General features: G+C 71.5%; 18 protein-coding genes. 13 read left to right on the top strand and 5 right to left on the bottom strand.

What is annotated here, in order from left to right; genetic code table 11:
- Positions 1 to 7 precede the first annotated feature (7 nt).
- From ACZ4UU_RS43165 to ACZ4UU_RS43145, 5 genes are all read left to right on the top strand, one after another.
- Entirely contained in the window at positions 8 to 2881 is a 2874-nt protein-coding gene (locus ACZ4UU_RS43165; RefSeq protein WP_471908919.1) for a glycoside hydrolase family 2 TIM barrel-domain containing protein, read from the top strand.
- A 138-nt stretch (positions 2882 to 3019) separates the two neighbouring features.
- Positions 3020 to 4027, top strand: coding sequence for an ABC transporter ATP-binding protein (locus ACZ4UU_RS43160; protein ID WP_471908918.1), 1008 nt, complete (start codon positions 3020 to 3022; stop codon positions 4025 to 4027).
- 1 nt (position 4028) lies between these two features.
- Positions 4029 to 4835 carry an ABC-2 family transporter protein gene (locus ACZ4UU_RS43155; protein ID WP_471908917.1) on the top strand — a complete coding sequence of 269 codons (807 nt, stop codon included), beginning with the start codon at positions 4029 to 4031 and terminating at the stop codon, positions 4833 to 4835.
- Between the two features lies 1 nt (position 4836).
- Positions 4837 to 5646: an ABC transporter permease gene (locus tag ACZ4UU_RS43150; protein WP_471908916.1), complete on the top strand. Its 810-nt coding sequence runs from the start codon at positions 4837 to 4839 to the stop codon at positions 5644 to 5646.
- A gap of 127 nt (positions 5647 to 5773) precedes the next feature.
- Positions 5774 to 7093, top strand: coding sequence for a jacalin-like lectin (locus tag ACZ4UU_RS43145; RefSeq protein ID WP_471908915.1), 1320 nt, complete (start codon positions 5774 to 5776; stop codon positions 7091 to 7093).
- Positions 7094 to 7119: 26 nt separating this feature from the next.
- Here ACZ4UU_RS43145 and ACZ4UU_RS43140 read toward each other — a convergent pair whose 3' ends face one another.
- Both ACZ4UU_RS43140 and ACZ4UU_RS43135 read right to left on the bottom strand, forming a co-directional pair.
- A complete protein-coding gene (locus tag ACZ4UU_RS43140) occupies positions 7120 to 9441 on the bottom strand; it encodes an ABC transporter permease (RefSeq protein WP_471908914.1) in 2322 nt (773 codons plus the stop codon).
- A complete protein-coding gene (locus ACZ4UU_RS43135; RefSeq protein ID WP_471908913.1) occupies positions 9438 to 10145 on the bottom strand; it encodes an ABC transporter ATP-binding protein in 708 nt (235 codons plus the stop codon). The genes ACZ4UU_RS43140 and ACZ4UU_RS43135 overlap by 4 nt, the downstream gene beginning before the upstream one ends.
- Before the next feature lie 139 nt (positions 10146 to 10284).
- Here ACZ4UU_RS43135 and ACZ4UU_RS43130 point away from each other — a divergent pair, with 139 nt between their 5' ends.
- The 5 genes from ACZ4UU_RS43130 (at position 10285) to ACZ4UU_RS43110 (ending at position 14726) form a co-directional block, all read left to right on the top strand.
- Positions 10285 to 11142 (top strand): sensor histidine kinase, encoded by an 858-nt coding sequence (locus tag ACZ4UU_RS43130; protein WP_471908912.1) that lies wholly within the window; start codon positions 10285 to 10287, stop codon positions 11140 to 11142.
- Entirely contained in the window at positions 11139 to 11807 is a 669-nt protein-coding gene (locus tag ACZ4UU_RS43125) for a response regulator transcription factor (RefSeq protein WP_471908911.1), read from the top strand. The genes ACZ4UU_RS43130 and ACZ4UU_RS43125 overlap by 4 nt, the downstream gene beginning before the upstream one ends.
- 63 nt (positions 11808 to 11870) lie before the next feature.
- Positions 11871 to 12482: a TetR/AcrR family transcriptional regulator gene (locus tag ACZ4UU_RS43120; RefSeq protein ID WP_471908910.1), complete on the top strand. Its 612-nt coding sequence runs from the start codon at positions 11871 to 11873 to the stop codon at positions 12480 to 12482.
- A 50-nt stretch (positions 12483 to 12532) separates the two neighbouring features.
- On the top strand, positions 12533 to 13960 hold the full coding sequence (locus ACZ4UU_RS43115; RefSeq protein ID WP_471908909.1) for a hypothetical protein: 1428 nt from the start codon (positions 12533 to 12535) through the stop codon (positions 13958 to 13960).
- Between the two features lie 37 nt (positions 13961 to 13997).
- Entirely contained in the window at positions 13998 to 14726 is a 729-nt protein-coding gene (locus ACZ4UU_RS43110) for a hypothetical protein (protein ID WP_471908908.1), read from the top strand.
- Here ACZ4UU_RS43110 and ACZ4UU_RS43105 read toward each other — a convergent pair.
- On the bottom strand, positions 14713 to 15138 hold the full coding sequence (locus tag ACZ4UU_RS43105; RefSeq protein ID WP_471908907.1) for an NUDIX hydrolase: 426 nt from the start codon (positions 15136 to 15138) through the stop codon (positions 14713 to 14715). The two genes, ACZ4UU_RS43110 and ACZ4UU_RS43105, sit on opposite strands and share 14 nt — an antisense overlap.
- Positions 15139 to 15822: 684 nt before the next feature.
- Here ACZ4UU_RS43105 and ACZ4UU_RS43100 point away from each other — a divergent pair.
- Positions 15823 to 17214, top strand: a complete 1392-nt coding sequence (locus ACZ4UU_RS43100) for a hypothetical protein (RefSeq protein ID WP_471908906.1) — start codon at positions 15823 to 15825, stop codon at positions 17212 to 17214.
- Positions 17215 to 17295: 81 nt separating this feature from the next.
- Complete coding sequence (locus ACZ4UU_RS43095; RefSeq protein ID WP_471908905.1) at positions 17296 to 17958, top strand: hypothetical protein; 663 nt, start codon at positions 17296 to 17298, stop codon at positions 17956 to 17958.
- Here the strand turns inward: ACZ4UU_RS43095 and ACZ4UU_RS43090 are convergent.
- Together ACZ4UU_RS43090 and ACZ4UU_RS43085 are read right to left on the bottom strand one after the other, a co-directional pair.
- The gene (locus ACZ4UU_RS43090) at positions 17948 to 19639 is read right to left on the bottom strand and encodes a DUF2264 domain-containing protein (RefSeq protein WP_471908904.1); all 1692 of its coding nucleotides are present in this window, start codon (positions 19637 to 19639) and stop codon (positions 17948 to 17950) included. The genes ACZ4UU_RS43095 and ACZ4UU_RS43090 overlap by 11 nt on opposite strands.
- Positions 19640 to 19708: 69 nt before the next feature.
- On the bottom strand, positions 19709 to 20767 hold the full coding sequence (locus tag ACZ4UU_RS43085) for a rhamnogalacturonan acetylesterase (RefSeq protein WP_471908903.1): 1059 nt from the start codon (positions 20765 to 20767) through the stop codon (positions 19709 to 19711).
- A 218-nt stretch (positions 20768 to 20985) separates the two neighbouring features.
- On the opposite strand from ACZ4UU_RS43085, the gene ACZ4UU_RS43080 reads away from it, so the two are divergent.
- The gene (locus tag ACZ4UU_RS43080; RefSeq protein ID WP_471908902.1) at positions 20986 to 22650 is read left to right on the top strand and encodes a rhamnogalacturonan lyase B N-terminal domain-containing protein; all 1665 of its coding nucleotides are present in this window, start codon (positions 20986 to 20988) and stop codon (positions 22648 to 22650) included.
- Positions 22651 to 22653: the final 3 nt, after the last annotated feature.

Raw genomic sequence — 22653 nt, 5'->3', positions numbered from 1 at the left:
GAGACCGATGTCTTTCCGCACCACCCCCTCCGTCGACTACGTCGAGGACGTCTCACCCGGCACCGGGGCCCTCGCGCCCCGGGCCTGGTACGCCACCTCGGACGCGAAGTCCCTCTCCCTCAACGGCAGCTGGCGCTTCCGGCTGTCGGCGACCGCCGACGCCGAGGACGACTCCTTCGCCGAGGAGGGGTACGACGCCGGGGACTGGGCCGAGGTCACGGTCCCCGGCCACTGGGTCCTCCAGGGCGACGGCGCGTTCGGGTCGCCCATCTACACCAACCACCTCTACCCCTTCCCGGTCGACCCGCCGCACGTCCCGACCGAGAACCCGACCGGCGACCACGTACGGGTCTTCGACCTGCCCGCCGACTGGCCGGCCGACGGCGGTGCCGTGCTGCGCTTCGACGGCGTGGAGTCCTGCGCCCGTGTCTGGCTGAACGGCACGGAGCTCGGCGAGTTCAAGGGCTCCCGGCTGCCGCACGAGTTCGCGGTCGCCGAGCTGCTGAAGCCGACCGGGAACGTGCTCGCGGTCCGGGTGCACCAGTGGTCGGCGGGCTCCTACCTGGAGGACCAGGACCAGTGGTGGCTGCCGGGCATCTTCCGTGACGTCACCCTGCTGCACCGTCCGACGGGCGGCGCCGGCGACTTCTTCGTGCACGCCTCCTACGACCACACCACGGGCGAGGGCACCCTGCGCGTCGACTCCGACGTCGACGGGCGGGTGTCCGTGCCCGCCCTGGACATCGATGTCGCCACCGGCGAGCCGGTGACGGTCGCGGTCGAGCCGTGGTCGGCGGAGACGCCGAAGCTGTACGACGGCGAGCTGGTCACGGCCGGCGAGCGCGTGCCGCTGCGGATCGGCTTCCGTACGGTCGTCCTGGAGGACGGCCTGATCAAGGTCAACGGCAAGGCGATCCTCTTCAAGGGCGTCAACCGGCACGAGTGGCACCCCGAGAAGGGCCGCGCGCTGGACCTTGCGACCATGCGCGAGGACGTGCTGCTGATGAAGCGGCACAATCTCAACGCGGTGCGCACCTCGCACTACCCGCCGCACCCGGCGTTCCTGGACCTGTGCGACGAGTACGGCCTGTGGGTCATCGACGAGTGCGACCTCGAAACGCACGGCTTCACCGAGCAGGCCTGGCGGGACAACCCCGTCGACGACGACCGCTGGACCCCGGCCCTGCTGGACCGCGCGGCCCGCATGGTCGAGCGGGACAAGAACCACCCGTCGATCGTTTTCTGGTCGCTGGGCAACGAGGCCGGCACCGGGCGCGGCCTGACCGCCATGGCCGAGTGGATCCACGGCCGCGACCCCGAGCGGCTGGTGCACTACGAGGGCGACTGGAACTGCCGGGACACCGACGTGTACTCGCGGATGTACGCCTCCCACGAGGAGGTCGAGCGCATCGGGCAGGACCTGGACGGCGGCACGCACAAGAGGCGCGAACTGCCCTTCATCCAGTGCGAGTACGGGCACGCGATGGGCAACGGCCCGGGCGGGATCGCCGACTACCAGCAGATCTTCGAGCGGTACGAGCGCCTCCAGGGCGGCTTCATCTGGGAGTGGATCGACCACGGCGTCAAGCACCCCGAGCTGGGCTATGCCTACGGCGGTGACTTCGGCGAGGAGCTGCACGACGGCAACTTCGTCTGCGACGGGCTGATCTTCCCGGACCGGCGGCCCTCCCCGGGGCTCGTCGAGTACAAGAAGGTGATCGAGCCGGTCCGGATCGAGGGCGACGGCACCGGCGGTGCCGTACGGGTGACGAACGCGTACGACTTCGCCGATCTCTCGCACCTGGAGTTCGAGTTCTCCTACGCGGTGGACGGGTTCCCCACGGGTGCGCACACGCTCACCGTGCCGCCGCTGGCGCCGGGTCAGTCGGCGGAGGTCAAGCTGCCGGCGGCCGCGCCGGACGGCGGGGACGACGAGGTCTCGTGGACGGTGCGGGCGCTGCTCGCCGAGGACACGGCCTGGGGGCCGAAGGGGCATGAGGTGGCGTGGGGCCAGGAGACCGTGGCCCCACGCACCCCGGTGACCGTCGCCGCCTCGGCCCGGCCGGTGCGCGAGGAGCGGCTCATCACGCTCGGCCCGGCGTCCTTCGACGCCCGCTCGGGGGCGCCGCGGACGATCTGCGGTCTCGACGTGACCGGACTGCGCCTGGACGTGTGGCGGGCGCCCACGGACAACGACGACGGCGCCTCCTGGCAGGACGACACACGCTACGGCGTGCTGTGGCGGGGGCTCGGCCTGCACCGGATGCAGCACCGGCTGGACGCGGTGGAGTTGGGCGACGACGCGTTGACCGTCCGCACCCGGGTGGCGCCCGCAGCCGCCGAGGTGGGTCTGCGCACGGTGTACCGCTGGACGTCGGACGGCAGCCTGCTGAAGCTGACGGTGTCGGTGACCCCCGAGGGCGACTGGACGGTGCCGCTGCCCCGGCTCGGCATCCGTTTCGGGCTGCCGGCCGACGCCGCCGACACCGTCCTGTACTTCGGCGGCAGTGGTGAGGCCTACCCGGACACCCGGGCCGCTTCGAAGCTCGGCCAGTGGCTGCCGGGCATCGAGGACCTGCAGACCCCGTACGTCCGCCCGCAGGAGAACGGCGCCCGGGCCGACGTCCGCTGGGCGGAGCTCGGCGGGCTGCGGATCGAGGGCGACCCGGAGTTCTGGTTCAGCGCCCGGCGCTGGACCAACGAGCAGCTCGACGCCGCCCGGCATCTGACCGACCTCACGCCGGGCGACACCCTGTGGATCAACCTCGACCACGGCCAGCACGGCATCGGTTCGCAGTCCTGCGGTCCGGGCCCGCTGCCGCAGTACTTCCTGAAGGCCGAGCCCACCGAGTTCTCGTTCGTGTTCTCGAACCACGAGTGAGAAGCCGGAGTGAGAAAACTGTAAATCGATTGACCGATTGATCGACTTTCCGACAGCGTTCGGAGGGTCGTGGGCGGCCGGTCGGCAGCGATGCCGGCCGGCCGCGCTTTGCGTTCACAGCACGGGAGTTGATGCCACTTGGTTGGCAGTATCGAGGTTCGCGGTCTGTCCCGAACCTTCCACACCACCGTCCGCCGTCCCGGCCTCGCCGGTGCGCTGCGCTCTCTGGTCAACCCGGAGAGGGTCGCCAAGCACGCCGTCTGTGACGTGTCGTTCTCCGTCGCCCGCGGCGAACTCCTCGCCCTGCTCGGGCCGAACGGCGCCGGCAAGTCCACCACCATCAAGATGCTCACCGGCATCCTCACCCCGACCGCGGGCGAGGCCCGGGTCGCCGGGGTCGTGCCGTACGAGGAACGTGAGCGCAACGCCCGGAACATCGGCACCGTGTTCGGGCAGCGCACCCAGCTCTGGTGGGACCTGCCGGTGCGCGAGTCGTTCGCGATCCTCAGGGACATCTACGAGGTGCCGAAGACCGAGCACGCGGCGCGGCTGAAGGAGTTCGACGACCTCCTCGACCTGTCCTCGTTCTGGGACACCCGGGTCCGCCACCTCTCCCTCGGCCAGCGCGTCCGCTCCGACCTGGCGGCCGCCCTGCTGCACGACCCGCCGGTCGTCTTCCTCGACGAACCCACCATCGGCATGGACGTGGTGGTCAAGGAGCAGGTGCGGGAGTTCCTGCGGCACCAGGTGGCGGAGCGCGGCCGTACGGTGCTGCTCACCACCCATGACATGACGGAGGTCGAGCGGCTCGCCGAGCGGGTCGTGCTGATCAACCACGGCCGGCTCGTGCTGGACGGCACGCTCGACGAGATCCGCCGCAGCTTCGGCTCGACCTGGCAGGTGCGGGTGACGCTCGCCGACCCGCACACCGAGGTCGGCTCCCTGCCCGGGATCGCGCTGCTGCGCCGCGAGGGCCCGAAGGCCGTCTTCGGCCCGGACGGCCCCGACGCGCCGACCGTGCACCAGGCGTTGAAGCAGGTCATCGAGCGGTACGAGGTGACGGACCTGGCGCTGGACGAGGCGGACCTGGAGGACGTGATGCGGGCCGCGTACGTCCATGCCGGGCCGTCGACGGAAGGGGCCTGAGATGGCCTCCTTGGCACACGGCTGGCGCGCCGCCCGGGTCACTCCGCTAGGCGAGCTGCACACTCCGCCCCGGATGACCGCCGTCCTGCTCCGGCTGACCGTCCAGGTGGTCCTGGTGGCCTCGCTGTGGCAGGGCCTGTACACGCACACCGGCACCACCGCCGGGCTGACCCGCGACCAGGCGGTGACGTACGCCGTCCTGGCGGTACTGGCCTCCCGGCTGCGGGAGCTGGACCAGTACGCGGGCCGGGACACGGTGCTTCAGCACATGCACTTCGGCACGATCGTCTACTGGTATCTGCGCCCGCTGCCGCCCCAGCGGTACTACGCGCTGCGCGCGCTCGGCGAGCAGGTGTACGGGCTGGCGTGGGCGCTGGGCGGATATGCGGTCTGTCTGGCCGCCGGAGTGGTGGAGCCACCGGCGTCGGCGGCCGTGGCCGCGGTGTTCGCGGTGAGCATGCTGCTCGGCCAGTGGGTCCTGTACTACGTGCTGCTCCTGCTCGACCAGCTGTGCTTCTTCACCATCCGCAACAACTCCGCGATGCTGATCCTGATCTTCGCGCAGAACCTGCTGTCGGGGGTGTACGCGCCGCTGTGGTTCTTCCCCGACTGGTTCATCACGGTGAGCGGCTTCCTGCCCTTCCAGGCGACGCTGAGCGTGCCGCTGTCGATCTACGTCGGCCGTATCGAACTGACCGACGCGGGCGGCCAGTTGGCCGTCCAGGCCCTGTGGGTGGTGGTGCTGGCGCTGTGCACCCGGTGGGTGTGGCGGCGGGCCGCGCGGCGCGTGATCTCGCAGGGGGGTTGAGATGACGCCGAAAGCGGTGAAGTCCCTGCGCCTCGTCTGGCGCATCTCGCTCCTCAACATCCGTTCCTCGATGGAGTACCGCACCGAGTTCCTGCTGAACATCGCGATCGGCGCGATCTGGCAGATGTCGGTGATCGTGTTCGCGACGGTGCTGCTGGCCCGGTTCACCGGGATGGGCGGCTGGGAGAGCTCGGACGTGCTGCTCATCCCGGCGATCCGGATGCTGGCGCACGGGTTGTTCGTGCTGCTCCTCGGCCGCATGCACTTCATCGGCCGCCAGGTCCAGGAGGGGCGGATCGACATCTATCTGCTCCGTCCGATGCCGGTGCACCGCCAGGTCCAGCTCGCCTACTTCCCGACGAACGCGATCGGTGACCTGACCGTCGCGGCCGGCCTGATGGCGGGCGCGCTGAGCCGCAGCACCCTGGACTGGTCGGCGGGCCGGGTCTCCTACCTGATCGCCGCGGTGATCGGCGGGATGCTGCTGGAGGCGGCCCTGTTCACGGCGGTGGCCGCCGCGTGCCTGCGCTTTCCCGCCGCCGACTACTGGGGCCGCTGGCTGGAGGAGCTCCTCGGCACCTTCGGCAGCTACCCGCTGAACGTCCTGCCCAAGGCGGTCGGCGGCTTCCTCACCTTCGCCCTCCCCCTCGCTTTCGTCGCGTACTTCCCGGCCGCGGTCCTCACGGGCCACGACACGTCCGTCCCGTACTGGCTGGCGGCGTCCTCGCCCCTGCTGGGGCTGGTGGCGTATCTGGGTGGGCGGTGGCTGTGGCGGTGGGCGCTGGGGCACTACTCGGGGGTGAACGGATGACCCCATGGGGTGCTTCGTTCTCGGGGTTGACTCACTGTTCCCCCAACCGCCCTTGTACGTCACTCTGGTTGACATCGAAACTGAACAGCGCTCATCTTCTTCGTCGCTCATCGGAGACGCCCCCACCATGAGAAGACTGATCGGCACGCTCGCCGCCGCCGCACTGGCCCTCACCGGCCTCGCCACCACCGCATCGGCCCCCGCGGCGGCCGCCACCAGCGGCACCTTCAACGTCCTGACGTACAACGTCGCGGGCCTTCCGGAAGGCCTGAGCTCCGGCAATCCGGAGAAGAACACCCCGCTGATATCGCCGCGGCTGGCGGCGTACGACATCGTGAACGTCCAGGAGGACTTCAACTACCACGCGGCCCTGTACGCGGGTGACAACCACCCGTACCGCACCGCGACCAGCGGCGGCGTGCCCTTCGGCGACGGTCTCAACACGCTGTCGGACCATCCGTTCGAGGACTTCGAGCGGGTGAAGTGGAACAAGTGCACCGGCACCAACTGCCTGACCCCGAAGGGCTTCTCGCTCGCCCGGGTCCGCCTCGCCGAGGGTGTCTTCGTGGACCTCTACAACGTCCACACCAACGCCGACGACACGGACGACGCGCTGGCCGCCCGCCGCGCCAACATAGACCAGCTGTCGGACTTCATCCAGGCGAACTCGTCCGGCAACGCGGTCGTCGTCATGGGCGACACCAACACCCGGTACACCCGCGGCGGCGACAACATCCGCACCCTCGCCGACGAGAACGGCCTGACCGACGCGTGGGTGCAGCTGGCCAAGGGCGGCGTCCGGCCGACGCAGGGCGCGGACGCGCTGCTGTGCCCGACGTCGGCGCCGCCGAACGACTGCGAGGTCGTCGACAAGGTCCTCTACCGCGGCAGCGACCTCCTGAAGCTCGACGCCACCCGCTACCACAACGAGTGGGCGTCGTTCCTGGACTCCGCGGGCGGCAACCTGTCCGACCACTTCCCGCACACCGTCGACTTCTCCTACACCGTCAACCCGTCCCTGAAGGCGAGCGACTTCTTCGGCGGCCCGCACGGCACGGCCTTCAACGACGCCGACGACCTGCCGGCCACACCCTCGCCCCGCACCCTCACCCTGCGCGGCGCCTCCCGCCTGGACTCGGTGTCCCTCACCCACGACGGCGGCACGACCCTCGCCCACGGCGGTACGGGCGGCACGGCCACATCCCTGACCCTGGCCTCCGGCGAGCACCTCACCTCCGCCAGGCTGACGCAGGGCCAGAAGGACGGCCGTACCCGGATCTTCTCGGCCGCCTTCACGACCGACAAGGGCCGCACGCTGTCCTCAGGTACGGCGACCTCGGACGCCAGGACCTTCACGGCACCGTCCGGCTGGCAGATCGTCGGGTTCACGGGACGGGCCGGTGACGAGGTCGACAAGCTGGGGGTGCTGTACGCGCCGATCGGCTGATCGCCGCCGTACGCGGAGCCGTCGCCTCACTCACTGCGCAGCACCTCGGCCACCGTCAGCCGCCCCGCCCGCCGTGCCGGAACCAGCGCGCCCAGCACGGCGATCACCAGCCCCGCGAGGGCGAGAACGGCGAGGGCCGGGGCCTGCCAGACGTCGGTCATGTAGGCGGGCAGGGTGAGGTCGACGGCGCCCGCCATGCGCGGGACCACCACGTGGTGGCCTGCCATGCCCAGCGGGACGCCCAGCAGGGAGCCGATCACGCCGAGGACCGCCATCGACGTCACCGTCATCACCGTGACCTGTCGCGGTGTCATACCGATCGACTTCAGCATGCCCAAGTCCCGCCTGCGGTCATGGGTGTTGAGGACGACCGTGTTGAAGACGCCCAGTGCGGCGACGACGGCGAGCATCAGGGTGAGCGCGGTGGCGGAGCCGATGATGGTCTGGGTGATCGAGTTTCCGCCCCGCAGGTCCGGGGCGATCCCGGGGTCGGCGGCCCGGGCCGCGCGGGCGTAGGCGGCCGGGTCGGCGCCGGCGCGGAGTCGGACGTGGTAGGCGATGGGCTTCTCGTCCGGGGCCAGAGCCGTCAGCGTCGGCCAGTCGGCGACCACGACCCGGGCGTTGCTCTCCATGAACTCCCCCACGACCAGCACCCGTTCGACCCGGCCGCCCTTCTCCAGACCGACCCGGTCACCGACCCGTACGCCGTTCTGCCGCAGGAAGGCCGAGCCGGCCACGATCTCGCCGGCGCCGCGGGTCCACCTGCCGTCCGTGAGCACGCTGTCCAGCCGGGGACGGTCCCCGCGACGTCCTTCGAGGATCACGGGATGCGCCGAGCCCGTCAGGCGTACGTCGATGGAGGCGCGGGCGGTGATCTCGGCCGCCCCGGGCAGCCCACCCAGCAGCGACACGAGTTCACGGTCGTCGTGCTTCGGCCTGATCTCCTTGCCGTTCTTGAAGTTCGAGGCGTACACCGTGACCTGGTAGGCGTCCCGCCCGGCCTCGCCGAACCGGGTCATCGTCGTGGCGAGCCCGGTCGCGAAGGTCACGGTGGTCACGCCCAGGACGACGGCCGCGAGCGTGACGGCGCTGCGCCCGGGCCGGGCGAACGGCAGGCCCATGCCCAGGCTCACCGAGCGCGGCAGCCTGCTGCCGGCCAGCCGGCGCTGGACGCCCAGGGCGCGTCCGGCACGCGGGGCGACGCCCGCGCTGATCGCCCGCGCCGCCGACATCCGGTGGGCGCGCAGCGCGGGGACGAGCGCGGCGAGGAGACACAGGGCGGGCATGCCGAGCAGGGTGACGACGTTGATCCAGGGCGCGATTCCGACGGTGTCGTGGAAGACCCCGGCGTCGGGCCCCGTGAACACGAACCCGAAGAAGGGCCGGGCGAGCAGGTTGCCCGCCGCGGTGCCGAGCGCACAGCCCACCACGGCCGGTACGGAGATCATCGTGAGGTAGACGGCGACCACCTGCCCCGGTGTGAAACCGAGCGCCTTGAGCACGCCGATGTGCCGGAAGCCGGAGATCACGGCGCCGCTGACGACGTTGGCGATGATCAGGACCGCGACCGCGACGCCCAGGATGCCGAAGGCCATCAGATAGGGCGTGTACGCCCGCGCCGAACTGCTCACCTGGTGCTTCAGGGCGAGATACGACCGTGAGGCGGTGAGCGCGTCCGCCGGGAGCCCCTCGGTCACCGTGGCGAGCTGGGCCTGCAGCCGGCCGTCCGTCGAGGCGTCGGGGAAGCGGAACAGCATCTGGGTGGCCGTCGGACGCAGCGCGTCGATCTGTTCGGGCGCGACCCAGGCGTCCGCGGTGCGGCTCAGGTCGAAGGCGAACCCGACGACGGTGAGGGCGGGGGCGCCCGACTCCAGGCGGAGCTGTTTGCCCAGGTCGTCCGCCGCCCAGTCGGACTTCCGGTGCAGGACGACCTCGCCGGGCCGGGTCGCCCAGCGGCCGGCCCACAGGTCCAGCCGGTCGACGGGGCCGCCGGGGCCGGCGCGGCCGACGACCGTGATCTCGCTGCCGATCCCGAGACCGAAGTTCGAGGTGTCGTCCGTCAGTTGGACGACCGCTTGGGGGAAGGGGCCGGCAGCCGCCTCGGCGCCGGGCCGCCGGGCCGCTTCCGCCAGCTGTGCGTCCGAGACCTTCGCCGGGTCGAACGCGGCGACCACGTGCGGGCCGCGCTGCCGGTCGAAGGCCTTGTCGAAGGGGGCGGAGGCCGCGTCGACCAGGCCGAGGGCGACCACCATGGCCGCCGTCGAGGTCAGGGTGACCAGCGCGATGACGAGGGTCTGGAGCCTGCGCCGCCGTACCGCCGCGCGGGCGGCGCGCCACACCGCCCTCATGCGGACGGCTCCAGGGTGTGCTCGCCGGTCACCCGGCCGTCGGCGAACTCGATCAGCCGGCTGGCGCAGCGGCGGGCGAGATGCTCGTCGTGGGTGACCAGGACCAGGGTCTGGCCGATCTGGTTGAGGTCGAGCAGCAGGTCCATCACCTGTTCCCCTGAGCGGCTGTCCAGGGCGCCGGTCGGCTCGTCGGCGAGCAGCAGGGCGGGGCGGTTCATCAACGCCCTCGCCACGGCGACCCGTTGGCGTTCGCCGCCGCTGAGCACGGCGGGGTAGGCGCCCTGCCGGTCGGCGATGCCGAGCTCGTCGAACAGTTCCAGCGCGCGCCGCCGGGCCTGCCGTGCGGGCGTGCCGGTGAGTTGCGCGGCCAGGGCCACGTTGTCGAGCGCCGACAGGTCGTCGATGAGGTTGAAGAACTGGAAGATCATGCCGATCCGGCGCCGCCGGTACAGGGCGAGCCCCTTCTCGCCCAGCTCCCCCACGTTCTCGCCGTGCACGACGACCTCGCCGCCCGTGGGCCGGTCCAACCCGGCGATCATGTTCAGGAGGGTCGACTTCCCGCACCCCGACGGCCCCATCACCGCGACCGCCTCCCCGGCCCGGATCTCCAGCGACACCCCGGCCAGCGCCGCCGTCTCGCCGTACTCCTTGCGCACGTCGTCGAGCCGTACGACGACCTCTGCCCTGCTGCCCTCAGTGACCATGTACAGGACGCTACGAGGCCGGGCCGGCCCAGGACATCCCTCCCCGGATGGCATCCGGTCGCTCGCCTCATCCCCCGGATGCAGGGCCTGCACCCACGGGCCGATGCGGACACGGTGATCGTCTGCCAGGGTGAACCCCATGGGGGAGGACTGGGAGACGAACGGCCTCGTGGTGGCACTCGCGCTGGCGTGTGCCGCCGTACTCGTGCTGACCGTCGCGTTGTGGCGGACGCGGCGCCGCTGGCGGGAGGCCGTGGGCGAGCGCGGCTGGCTGCTGGAACGGGAGCGGGAGCGCGCCTCGCGGGCCGCGGTCGCGGCCGAACGGGACCGGATCGCCCGCGAGTTGCACGACATCGTCAGCCACAACGTCAGTCTCATGGTCGTCCAGGCCAGTGCCGCCCGTGAGGTGCTCGGCACGATGCCGGACGAGGCCGCGGCGGCGCTGCGGGCGGTGGAGGACGCGGGGCGGGGCGCGATGACGGACCTGCGGCATCTGCTGGGGCTGTTGGCACCGTCGCCGAGCGGTGCGGACGACGACGTGGACGAGGGTCCGCGCAACGACACCGACAGCGCCGTCGACCTCACCCCGCAGCCCGGTCTGGACCGGCTGGGCCAACTCGTCGACCGTGTCTCGTTCGCGGGCCTGCCCGTCGAGGTCCGCATCTCCGGCGAACCCCGCCCGCTCCCGCAGGGAATCGCCGTCACGGCGTACCGCATCGTCCAGGAGGCGCTCACGAACGCCCTCAGGCACGGCGACGGCGGCACGGCCGAGGTTACCGTGCGCTACGCCGACCACGCGCTGCGCGTGGAGGTCCTCAGCACCGGCCCGAGCGTGCTGACCGGGGACGCCCCGCCGCCCATGGCACGGCAGGGGACGGGGCGCGGGCTGCTGGGACTGCGGGAGCGGGTCGCGGTGTACGGCGGTGATCTGGACGCCCGTCGGCGCCTCGGCGGCGGGTACCGGGTCCGGGCGCGCATCCCGATGGACCGCCCGTGACGGCGCCCCGGGTGCTGGTCGTCGACGACCAGACGCTGATCCGGACCGGCTTCCGGCTGATCCTCACCTCGCGCGGCATCGAGGTGGTGGGGGAGGCTGCGGACGGCGCGCAGGCGGTGTCGCTGGCGCGCGAGCTGACGCCGGACGTGGTGCTGATGGACATCCGGATGCCGACGATGGACGGCCTGGAGGCGACCCGCCGCATCCTCCGGCAGTCCCCCGACTGCCGGGTGTTGATGCTCACCACCTTCGACCTGGACCAGTACGTCTACACGGCCCTGTCGATCGGAGCGAGCGGCTTCCTGCTCAAGGACGTCACCCCGGAACACCTGGCGGCCTCGGTACGCCTGGTCACCACCGGCGACGCGCTCCTCGCCCCGTCCATCACCCGCCGCCTGGTGGAACGCTTCGCGTCCGCCGCTCCCGCACCTGCGCCACCCGCTTCCCTGTCCGCGCTCACCCCACGGGAGCTGGAGGTACTGACCCTGCTGGGCCGGGGCCTGTCCAACACGGAGCTGGCCGAGCACCTCACTCTCAGCGAGGCCACGGTGAAGTCCCATGTGGCTCGCATCTTCTCGAAGCTGGCCCTGCGCGACCGGGCGCAGGCGGTGGTGCTGGCGTACGAGACGGGCCTGGTGAGACCTGGGCCGAACCCGGCTTCCTAGGATTTTTAGGCAATAGACTAGTGCTCACAGGAACGGAGTGCTCACAGGAACGGAGGTCACCCCATGCCCAGAGCAGGTCTCACCGCCGACCGCATCACGTCGGCCGCCGCGGACCTGGCCGATGAGGTCGGCCTCGAGAAGGTCAGTCTGTCGGCTCTGGCCCGGCAGTTCGGCGTGAAGGACGCGAGCCTGTACTCGCATGTCAGGAACCTTCAGGATCTCAGGACGCGGATGGCGTTGCTCGCCGGCGGGGAGATGATCGACCGGATCGCCATGGCGGTCGCGGGACGGGCGGGCAAGGACGCGCTGAAGGCATTCGCCGACGCCTACCGGGAGTACGCCCTCCAGCACCCGGGCCGCTACGCGGCGACCCAGCTCCGGATCGACCAGTCCCTCGTCGCCGACTCCCCCGCCATGCGCCGTACCGCCGAGATCACGTACGGCATGCTCCGCGCCTACGGCCTGGACGAACCCGATCTCACCGACGCCGTCCGGTTGTTGCGCAGTACCTTCCACGGCTACTGCGCACTGGAGTCGACGGGCGCCTTCGGTGCTCCGCGTGCCGTACAGGAGTCCTGGGAGCGCGCCGTCGACGCCCTGCACGTGGCGCTCGTGAACTGGCCGCGCGGCGGGCAGGGCCCGGCAGCCGCCCCAGGTGCCACGCTGACCACTTAGACTGGAAGCTTCGCGGAGGTCGCACTTCGCCACGGGGGAGGGAGCCGGTCATGTCCCAACAGCAGCTCGGACGCGGCCCCTTGAGGTCCCGACAGGCCGGCCCCACGTCTCCCGCACCCGACGAGGAACCCGCGAACGGCTCGCCTCCCGCCCGCTTCGTCGGCTGGCTCGGCGGACTGGGCGCCGCGGCCGCCGGGTACGGCGTGTTCCAGTTCCTGTTCAGTGTGCTGCCCGACTCGATCGACGGGGCGGCGGCCCGGTATCTGATCTCCGGCGTCAGCGGGCTCGGCACCTTCGTCGCGGCGTGGCTGGCGGCCGCGCTGCTGCGGGCGCGGACCTCGCCGTCCGCTGGGCACGTACAGGCCCCCGCCATGGGGCCGGCCGCGATGGCGCCGGGCGCGCCCGGCCCGCTCCCTCGGGTGTTCGCCTCCGCCTACGACGCCCTTGTCGACCAGGTCTCCGTCGTGGAGGACCCGGAGCGCGGGCGGCTCACGGGCTGGCCGCACTCCCTCGGCGAGAACACGCCCTCCCGGCCCACCCCCGTCGGCACCGCGTACGGCCTGCACATCATGCTCGACCTGGGCGTGCCCGACGGCCGGCTGAGCACCGGCGACCTGGTGGACACGCTGTGGCGGCTGCGGCTCCCGGGCGGCGGCTGGTCGGCGCGCTCGCAGGGGTCCGAGGCCCGGCCGGAGGTCACCGCGCTGGTAGTGGGCGCGCTGGCCCGGGCGGGCACGTCGGCGGAGCGGCTGGCGGCTGAGGTGGACCGGTGCACGAGCGGCTTCACCCGGCAACTCGACCGCGCCGGGCTGGAGTCGACGCATGTCGTGACGACCGTGCTGCGCGGGCTGCTGCGCGGCGCGCCCCGCTCCGAGCTCCTGCCGGCGTTGCGCGAGGCCCTCGCGGACGGTGCGATCAGCGACCCGCGCCGCGAGCATCTGCGCTGCTGGGGCTACCGGCTGCAGCCGCCGTACGGCAGGCCGTCCCCGCTGCACACCGCGCAGGCCGTCGTCGCCCTCGACCGGGCCGCCCGGGTCCTGGGCGAGGACTCCGACGCACGGGCCGCCCGGGCGCGGACCGCCCGCGAGGACGGTGTCCGCTGGCTGCTGTCCTGCCCGGACGCGCCGCACGACACCTGCCCCGATTTGGAGAACCTGCACGAGGAGGTGCGCCGGCCACGCACGGACGACCCCTCGCGCCACGAGGTGCTGAACGTACGGCACTTCACCGCCTCCTGGCTGGCCCGCGCCCTTCTCTCCCCGGGCGCCCTGGAGATCGCCCGCGCGGACGGGCTGGAGGACGAGTGGCGGGTCCGGCTGGAGGGGGCCGTCGCCGCGGTGTGGGCGGGGCAGACGGACGGCATCTGGTCCTGGGGACTGGGCGACAGCACCGAGCTGCGGCGGCCGATGTGGATGACCTATCAAGGTCTTTCGGCGCTGCGCGGGCATGCCGTATGGATGTATCAGCCGGGTGGTTGAACCCGGTGGTGACGGGCGGGCGTTGGAGGGTGGGTGCATGGGCGGTCGGCACGTCCTGGCGGCGCGACGGCTGCTGGCGGGGGCGCTGGACGGTGAACTGCCCGAGCACACACTCGCGGCCGAGGCCCGCCGCGTCGTCTGCGAACTCGGCGCCCCCGACCGTCTGTTGGAGCTGATCGACGACCTCTCCTCCGGCGAGGGCGACCCGGAGGGCTGCGCACGGCTGTCGTACCGCCATGTCCTGGGCTTCGACAAGCTGCTGCTGATCGACGGCGGACCGCGCCGGATGCTGCGCGCCCATGTGTGGCACCCGGGCGCGGGCACGATCGGCGAGGAGGACATCCACAACCACCGTTCCCCGCTGGCGTCCTACGTCGTGCGGGGGCGGCTGGCCATGGAGTTGTACGAGGTCGACGACCGGGTGGGCGGACTCGCGGCGGCCCGTTACGAGGAGTCGCTGGCGGAGCGGTCGGCGGACTGGACGCTGAGGCCGGCCGGTCCTGCTCGGCTGCGGCTGACGCACCTGGGGCAGTACGCGGCGGGCAGTTCGTACGCGCTGCCCGCGCACACCCTGCATCGGGCGTGGTGCGACACGGACGAGCCGACCGTGACGCTGTTCCTGGAGACGGGTGCCGAACGGCGGCGGCACACCGATGTGTTCACAGCGGCGGGTCCGCATCCGGGCGCGGTGGCGAAGGTGCCGCTGGCGGTGCCGGACTATCTGAACGCGCTGCGGGAACTGGCGGAGCGGCTCAGGGCCTGGTGAACGCCTGCCGCACGATGTCGAGGTTGTACTCGTCGATGTCGACCGTCGTCAGCTCGGTACGGGCGAGCCAGGCGGCGTCCTGGTCGGGCTCGGGCAGGGTGATCGCCGCGGTCAAGGGCCTGACCAGGAAGTTCTCCTGCCAGTTCTTGATCTCGTGCCCTCGGTAGTCGCTGAGGAAGGACGACTCGCCGACCTTGCGGACGATCTCGCCGAGCAGTCCGGTCTCTTCCTTCAGCTCTCGCAGGGCGCCGTCCCCTGGACTCTCCCCCGGCTCCAGCTTTCCGCAGGGGACACCCCACACCCGGGGCAGGAACCGTTCTCTCTCACTGCGGCGCACCAGGAGCACGCGCTGTTCGTCGTCCATCACGACGGCGGCCGCCAGTCGCCTGTCGCCGGGGATGTCCATGGTCATGGTTCCTCGGTCCCTCGCCGGTGATGAGTCCAAAGGGTCTGATACCCGGGAAACCGTCAACGGTAACAGGAACCGGCCGTGCGTCGCTGTGAGTCGGGTCGCCTCCTGACGGCTGAGCGCGTCCACGGCGTCGTAGGACGGAACGGCGGGTTGATGCCGACGGCTGCCGGCTGCCGGCTGCCGGCTGCCGGCTGCCGGTCGAACTCCCTCATCTCGGCCGGGCCTTCGCTGCAGCCGTCCTCCGCGTCGACGGACCGGGGTCCTGGGGTGTCGGGCCGGGGATGCCTGCGCGGGTTCGGTGGGGGCGGGCGTTTTTGCGCAGTTCCCCGCGCCCCTGATGCCTGCGGCGGCCCGTTGCCGTTCGGTGGGGGTTCGCGTAGCGCGGTTCGGTGCGTTGTGGGTCGGGGCCGCGCCGGGGGGTGTCCGTCCTCGGTCCGGCGGCTCGGTGGGCTGTGGGGTGCGCGGTGTCGGACGCCGGCCGCTGCGGGCGGACACCCCCCGACACGTCCCCTTCCCGCCGTGCGCGACTGCGGGTGTGTGGGGGTACGCCGCCCTCGCGGGGTTGAAGGGAGCTCCGTCATGCCGAAACGCCAGGCGCCCATCGTTTCGGTTCGGCCGAAGTGATCCGGACCACATTCTTGAATCTTCAGCAACCTGATCTGTACTCGGCGGCGACCGCAGGGCATGACTTCCGCACGACTCTCGCCGCCCGGCCATCGCCGGTCCCACGCGGCCCGCAAGCCCCTCATCGCGGGCCTCGCCGCCACCGCCGCCCTGGTCGGAGCCTGGTACGCCACCGCGGGCGCCGCCTCGAGCACTGCCCCCGAGCTGACGCCCACGACCACCTCGGTGAGCCTGTCGGCCAAGTTCCCGTACCTGTCGGCCGGCTACAACAACACCCGTGAGTGGACGCGCACGGCGACCGCGGTGGCCCCGAACGGCACCCTGCGCGTCGCCTGGCCCGCGGCGGACGGCGTTCATGTCACGCCGCTGACCGCGGCCGGCAGGCGTTCGGGCGCGGACACGGTCGTCAAGGGCACCAAGGAGGTCGGCGGGCTCGTCGCGCACAACGACGGCTTCGCCCTGCTCACCCGGGTCGCCGACACCAACAAGTGGAAGGAGACGGCCGCCGCGATCGTGCGCTACACCAACGGCAAGCAGACCTTCCGCACCAAGCTGACCGGCACCGCCTCCCACGACACGTCCCCGACCCTTGACGGTCAGCTCACCTGGAACGGCACCAAGTACGGCGCCTACTTCGTCGTGCACGGCGCGGGCGGCTTCGCCGACGGGCACTTCGGCGACAAGCTGTCGTACGTCAGTGCCAAGGGCGCCAAGCTCAGCGGCGGCTGGAGCTGGGGGTGCAGCCACAACGAGGGCATCGCCCTGCACCCTGAGAAGACCGGTGCCTTCACCTCCCTCTGTTTCGACGACTGGCGTTCGGGCCTGTTCGTGTCGACGGGGATCGGCGCGCCCGACGTCGCCCCGGCCGTCCAGCGCGAGCAGTGCTGGGCGGGCTACTGCGGCGGCACCTATCCCGGCCGGACCGGCGACCTCGTGAAGTCCTCCACCGGCCGCTACGCCACCGCCTTCGCCTCACGCGGCGCCGCCGCCGCCAAGAAGAACCCCGCCGACTCGTCTGGCCGCGGCTGGACGGTCACCCCGAAGACCAGCACCCACCAGGTGGCGGTCGCCTTCCTCAAGAACCGCAACTCCGGCCCCGGCAAGGCGATCCGACTCTCCGACACCTTGGGCACGGAGCATGTCAACGTCCGCCTCGCCCCGTACGGCAAGGACCGCCTCCTGCTGTCCTGGGAGTCGCTGAAGAACGCCAAGTGCAAGGCCGGCACCTGCACCGGCACGTTCGCGGGCACGAACTTCCGGCTCATCGACTGGAACGGCAGGTCCAAGAGCGCCACGAAGGTCGTCAACAGCCGTATCACGGGCGACATCGCGGTCCAGAAGGACGGCACCTTGGCGTGGGCGTCCGTGCCCGTGAAGCCGTCGTACGCGACGCCGCTCACCGGCGCGTCGCCGACCACGAAGACCCTTCAGATCGCTCGCCTCAAGCCCTGAGGTCGCCGAGGTCCGGAAGGTCGTAGTCTTGCGGCGATCATCATCGCGGCGCGAACACGGTCAGAACACACGGGGGCTCTCATGACCATTCACCGACCAGGGCAGCCGGAGGACCTTCCGCCGGGCGATGTGCTGTGGGCGCGGTGGGCGCTGCTCGCCGCCGTCGGGACGACCACCGAGCGGGAAAAGATCCCCACCGTGCACCGGACCGGCCACTGGATCGACGAGGCGGGCCTGCACTGGGACGACGCCGGCTGCACCTGGTGGGTCATGTCCAGGATGGGCGAGGGCCGTTTCGTGCTGTACGGCGAGGACGAGTCGAGCGGCGTGAAGTGGCACGAACCGCAGATCGACATGCTGGCGGGCGGCCCCGACTGGCTGCCCTACGAGGATCTGCGGGACCGGCTGGAAGGGAACGAACTGGGCTGCGTCTACTGGTACGAGAACGGGGCGTGGAGCCGGGCGCCCTACCCCGACAGCCTCGACGACGACGGCCTGGACTGCGGTATGAGCGACTTCGTCGACCGCGGCGACCTGCTGCGGCAGCTGGCGCTCTACCTCGACGACACGGCCGACGGCTCGGGCAGGGCAAGCCTCCTGACCGACGCCGAGGCGCACCGGCTGGACGCCCGGCTGCTGCTGGAGCGCCTGCGCTCCCATGCCGACGGTGACCCGCTGGACCCGCCCGCCGTCGCCGGAGCACTGGACCGGGCGGGCATCACGGCTCAGGAGGTCAGGCGCTAGCCGCCTCGACCCGCACGCCGTCGTCCGCGAACCGCACGCGGACGGCACGCCCGTCCTGCCAGCGGACGTGGATCTCGCCGTCGTCCACGCGCACGGTCACCAGCTCGTCGAGCGGCGCGGGTTCCGGTTCCGCCGTGAGGCGGGCGAGGGCAACGAAGAGGGTGGGTGCGGCGTCGGTGGCGCCGGTGAGGTCGTCGTCGAGTCCGGCGACCGGGCGGAGTTCGGCGTGGATCCCGTCCCGTGCGGCCCACCCCGTGATCCGGACCGACGTTCCGGCCGCCACGCCCGCCACCAGATGGGCCCGCACCTCCACGGCCCCCTGCGCGAGGAGCACGCTCGTCACCCGTGTCCCGTCCCCGACCGAGTGCCGGGAGGCCACCCAGCCGTCGCCGACGCCCAGCGGCACGATGTCCGTACGGCTCGGCTCGCCGCCGACGATCACGCTGTTGTCGTACGTCGGGGCGGGCGCGGTCACCGTCGAGTAGGCCAGGCGCGTGTAGTACGGGTCGTAGCGGACGTCCTCGCTGCCGTGGTTGTGGAGGCGGACCAGGCCGTCCGCGCCGGTGGACTGGAGGAGCCAGTTGGGGGCGGCGATGGCGGTGAGCGCATCCGTGCGCTCGGCGGGGGCGGGTTCCTCCACCGCCGTCCACACCGCGTGGTCAGCGGGGAGGAGCAGACCGAGGAAGCCCTTGCTCGCCCAGTACGGGGACGCCGGGCCCGAATAGCCTTGCAGGACCGCCTCGTCGGGGCCGTGCCAGCCGAGGGTCAGCAGGCCGTTCGCGTCCACCGCGCCGCGCTCCAGGAAGTACTTCAGGGCGCCCGAGGACAGCCTCCGGGTCTCTCCCGGCGTGAGCGGTGTACGGCCGGTGAGGGCTCCGAGCCACAAGGGTGCCGTGGTCGCGAAACGGTAGGTCAGGGAGCGGCCCTGGTGCATGGGGGCGCCGTCGCCGCCGAAGAGCCGGGCGTAGTCCTCCAGGTGGCGGGAGAGCCGGCCGCCGTACAGGTCCAGCAGCCGTTCGTCCTGTGCCAGCCAGGCGTGCAGCACCGGGTAGAGGTGCATGGCCCAGCCGTTGTAGTAGTCGAACTTCCGGCCGTCGCCGTCCGTGTACCAGCCGCCGCCGACGTACCAGTCCTCGATGCGTTCGAGACCCCGGTCGATCGCCTTGCGGGACTCCTCCGCCTCGTACCCGATCTCCTGGAGGAAGCCGCCGACCGTGACGGGGAACAGCTCCCAGTTGCAGGGCCAGGCCTGCGCCGTCAGCCCGTCCCCGAGCCAGGCCGCCGCCCGCTGCCGCACCCCGTCGTCCAGCCGGTCCCACAGCAGCGGCCGGGTCAGCCGCAGGGCGAGCGCGATCGACGCGGCTTCGACCAGCGGCTGGCTGCGGTCCTCGATGCGGGGCCAGACGCCCGAGACGCCGGCCGCGAGACCGTCGGCATAGCGCTGCAACGCCGTCTCGTCGCGGCGGAACGCAGCGAGGAGCAGCGTTCGGGCGTAGCCCTCCAGGCCGTCGGAGAGGCGGCCCGACCAGCTCTGGCGCTCGCCGGGGAAGTGGTAGAGGGCGCGGTCCTCGGTGGCGTACGGCTCCACGGCGGCGAGCAGGGCGTCGGCGGCCGCCTCCCAGTGGGCGCGGGTGTAGCCGGTGCGCGGGCTCAGGGTGCGGTCTTCGGGAGGCAGGTGCATCGGTTCTCTTTCTCGCCGGCTCGGTACAGACCTGGGGCGTCCCGGTTCCGGTCGGAACGCCCCAGGGGTTCATCCCACCCGCACCAGGCCCTCCGACACCAGATGCCGGGCGACGAGTTCGTCGCGGACGAGCTCCGCGTACGCCGTGGCGCCCCGCACGGAGGTGTGGGTGTTGTCGCGCTTCTCGTTGTAGAGGTACAGCGCCTTGGATGCCTCGACGCCCAGGGACTCCACCAGTGCCTTGGTTTTCGCCGTGAGGTCGATCAGGGGGACGTCGTGGGCGGCGGCCACCGAGCGGATGACGGCCGGGTGGTCCACGCCGAGGCCGTTCACCAGCAGGGCGGTGCCGTTGTCGAGCGTGCCGTCGGCGTTGAACCAGCGGCGCACGATCGGGGTGACGAGGACGGGCTCGCCGCGCTTCTCGCGGACACCGGCGACCAGTGCCTCCAGGTTGGCCCGGTAGGTCGCCTCGTCGGTGGTCTTGTCGTTGTGGGCGAGCTGGATCAGGACCAGGTCGCCGGGGCGGATCTGCGGCTGGACGGTGGCCCAGAGGCGGGAGTCCGCGAGGTAGGTGACCGTGCTTTCGCCGGAGTCGGCGTAGTTGGCGACGGACAGGCCCTTGCGGAGGTACTGCGGGAGCTGCTGGCCCCAACCGGTGTACGGGTCGCCGGGCTGGTCGCAGACCGTGGAGTCGCCGACGAGGAAGATCTGGCGGGCGTGCCGGGCCGGGGTGACCTTGATGTCGGCGAGCGCGGGGGCCGCGCCGCCCAGCCTGAGGTCGAGCCCGGCGGTTCCGTCCGGACCGGTGGGCTCGCCCTCGGGGGTGCGGACGTTCACGGTGAAGCTGCGGGCGACGCGCTCGCCGGCCGGAGCGGGCGTCTCGGGGAGCAGGGCGCGGCGGGTCTCACCGGTGACGCTGGTGCTGGACGCGGCCCCGCCGCCGAGGAGGACCCTCACGTCGTACGTGCCGGGCGGGACGTCGAAGTGGCAGGCGGTGGCGGTGCAGTTGGCGAGGCCGAGCGGGCGCCGGCCGTCGTACGACCCGTGTGCCTGCGCCTGGGCCGGTACGGCCGCCAGGCCGGTGCTCAGCGTCAGCGCCGCCAGGACGGCGAGGTTGAAACGTCTCATGCGTCGACTCCTCCACAGGACGACAAGGCCTGGCGCTGGACCGTACCCGTTTCTGCAAGCGCTTTCTAGACCTCGGCCCGATTTCACAAGACTGCCAACTTCTCCGCTACGAAAGCCCTTTCGCGAAATCGATTCAACTGTCACCCTCGCTCTCACCCGCACCACCCCCACACCGCTCGAAGGCACCTCTCGAACACCTCTCGAAGGAGGCACCCCCCATGTCCGGATCCACCGACAGACCGGTCCGACGCCGTACCTTCGTGCTCGGCACCGCCGCCGCGGCGGGCACGGCCGCGCTGAGCGGCACCGCGGCCGCCGCGGCCTTCGGCTGGAGCGACGACGGCTCGAACTACGTCGTCGACACCGGCGCCAACCTCGTCTTCAAGGTCAGCAAGTCCAACGGCGACCTGACCTCGCTGGTCTACCGGGGCACGGAGTACCAGGGCTACGGCGGAATGAACTCGCACATCGAGTCCGGCCTCGGCTCGTCCACCGTGTCCATCAGGCAGTCGGGTTCGACGATCCTGATCTCGGTGGCGTACGGCACGCTGCGGCACTACTACGCGGCCCGCAGCGGCGAGAACAACATCTACCTGTGGACCAACAAGGCCGACACTTCGGTCTCCGCCACCCGCTACATCCTGCGCGTGAAGAAGGGCCTGTTCCTCAACGACGAGCCGGACTCCTACACGTACACGAACAGCACCATCGAGGCCTCCGACGTCTTCGCGAAGTCCGACGGCCAGACCCGCTCCAAGCACTACTCCAGGCTCCGGGTGATGGACTACGACTACATCGGCTGGAAGACCGGCAGCGTCGGCCTGTGGATCGTGCGCAGCAACCACGAGAAGGCGTCCGGCGGCCCCTTCTACCGCTCGCTGCTGCGCCACCAGAGCGCTGACGGCGGCGGCCTGTACGAGATCCTTTACTACGGCCAGAACCAGACCGAGGCCCAGCGGTTCGGCCTCCAGGGCCCGTATGTCATCGCCCTCACCGACGGCGGTGCGCCCTCCTCGTCGCTGTTCCCGGGCACGCTCACCACCTCGTGGGCGGACTCGCTGGGCATGTCCGGGTACGTCGGCGCGGGCGGGCGCGGCCGGGTGGCCGGGGTCGGGATCTCCGGGCGGAACACGGCGTACCCGTACACGGTCGGGCTCGCCAACCCGACGGCCCAGTACTGGGCTTCGGCGCGGTCCTCGGACGGCTACTTCTCGATCGGCGGAGTGCTGCCGGGGACGTACACCCTGACCGTCTTCAAGGGCGAACTCGCCGTGCACACGGGGTCGGTGACGGTCACGGCCGGTGGCACGACCACCCTCAACACCATCGCGATCCCGTCCTCGAACGACCCGAGCAACGCGAGCGCGATCTGGCGGATCGGCGACTGGAACGGCACTCCGAGCGGGTTCAAGAACGCCGACCTGATGACGTACGCGCACCCGTCCGACGTCCGGGCCGCCTCCTGGACCGGCAACGTCGTCATCGGCAACAACGAGACGGCGGCCTTCCCCTGCTACCTCTGGAAGGACGTCAACAGCGGGATCCTGGTGTACTTCCGGCTGACGGCGGCCCAGGCGGCGGCCGCGCACACCCTGCGGATCGGGGTGACGACGGCGTACGCCAACGGTCGCCCCCAGGTGTCGGTCAACGGCAAGTGGACATCCGCCATCCCCTCGCCGCCCGCCCAGCCGGACACCCGGTCGCTGACCAACGGTTCGTACCGGGGCAACAACCACACGTTCACGTACAGCGTGCCGGCGTCCGCCTGGCTGACGGACACCGGCCAGTACAACGTGCTGAAGATCGACGTGGTGAGCGGTTCGGGGCTGACCGGCTATCTCAGCGCGGGCACGGCGATCGACGCGATCGACCTGCTCGCCTGACGG

This window comes from Streptomyces sp. NPDC028907 (assembly GCF_055564995.1).
Note: the sequence above shows the minus strand (reverse complement) of the source record. Positions and strands in the feature narration are given on the sequence as shown.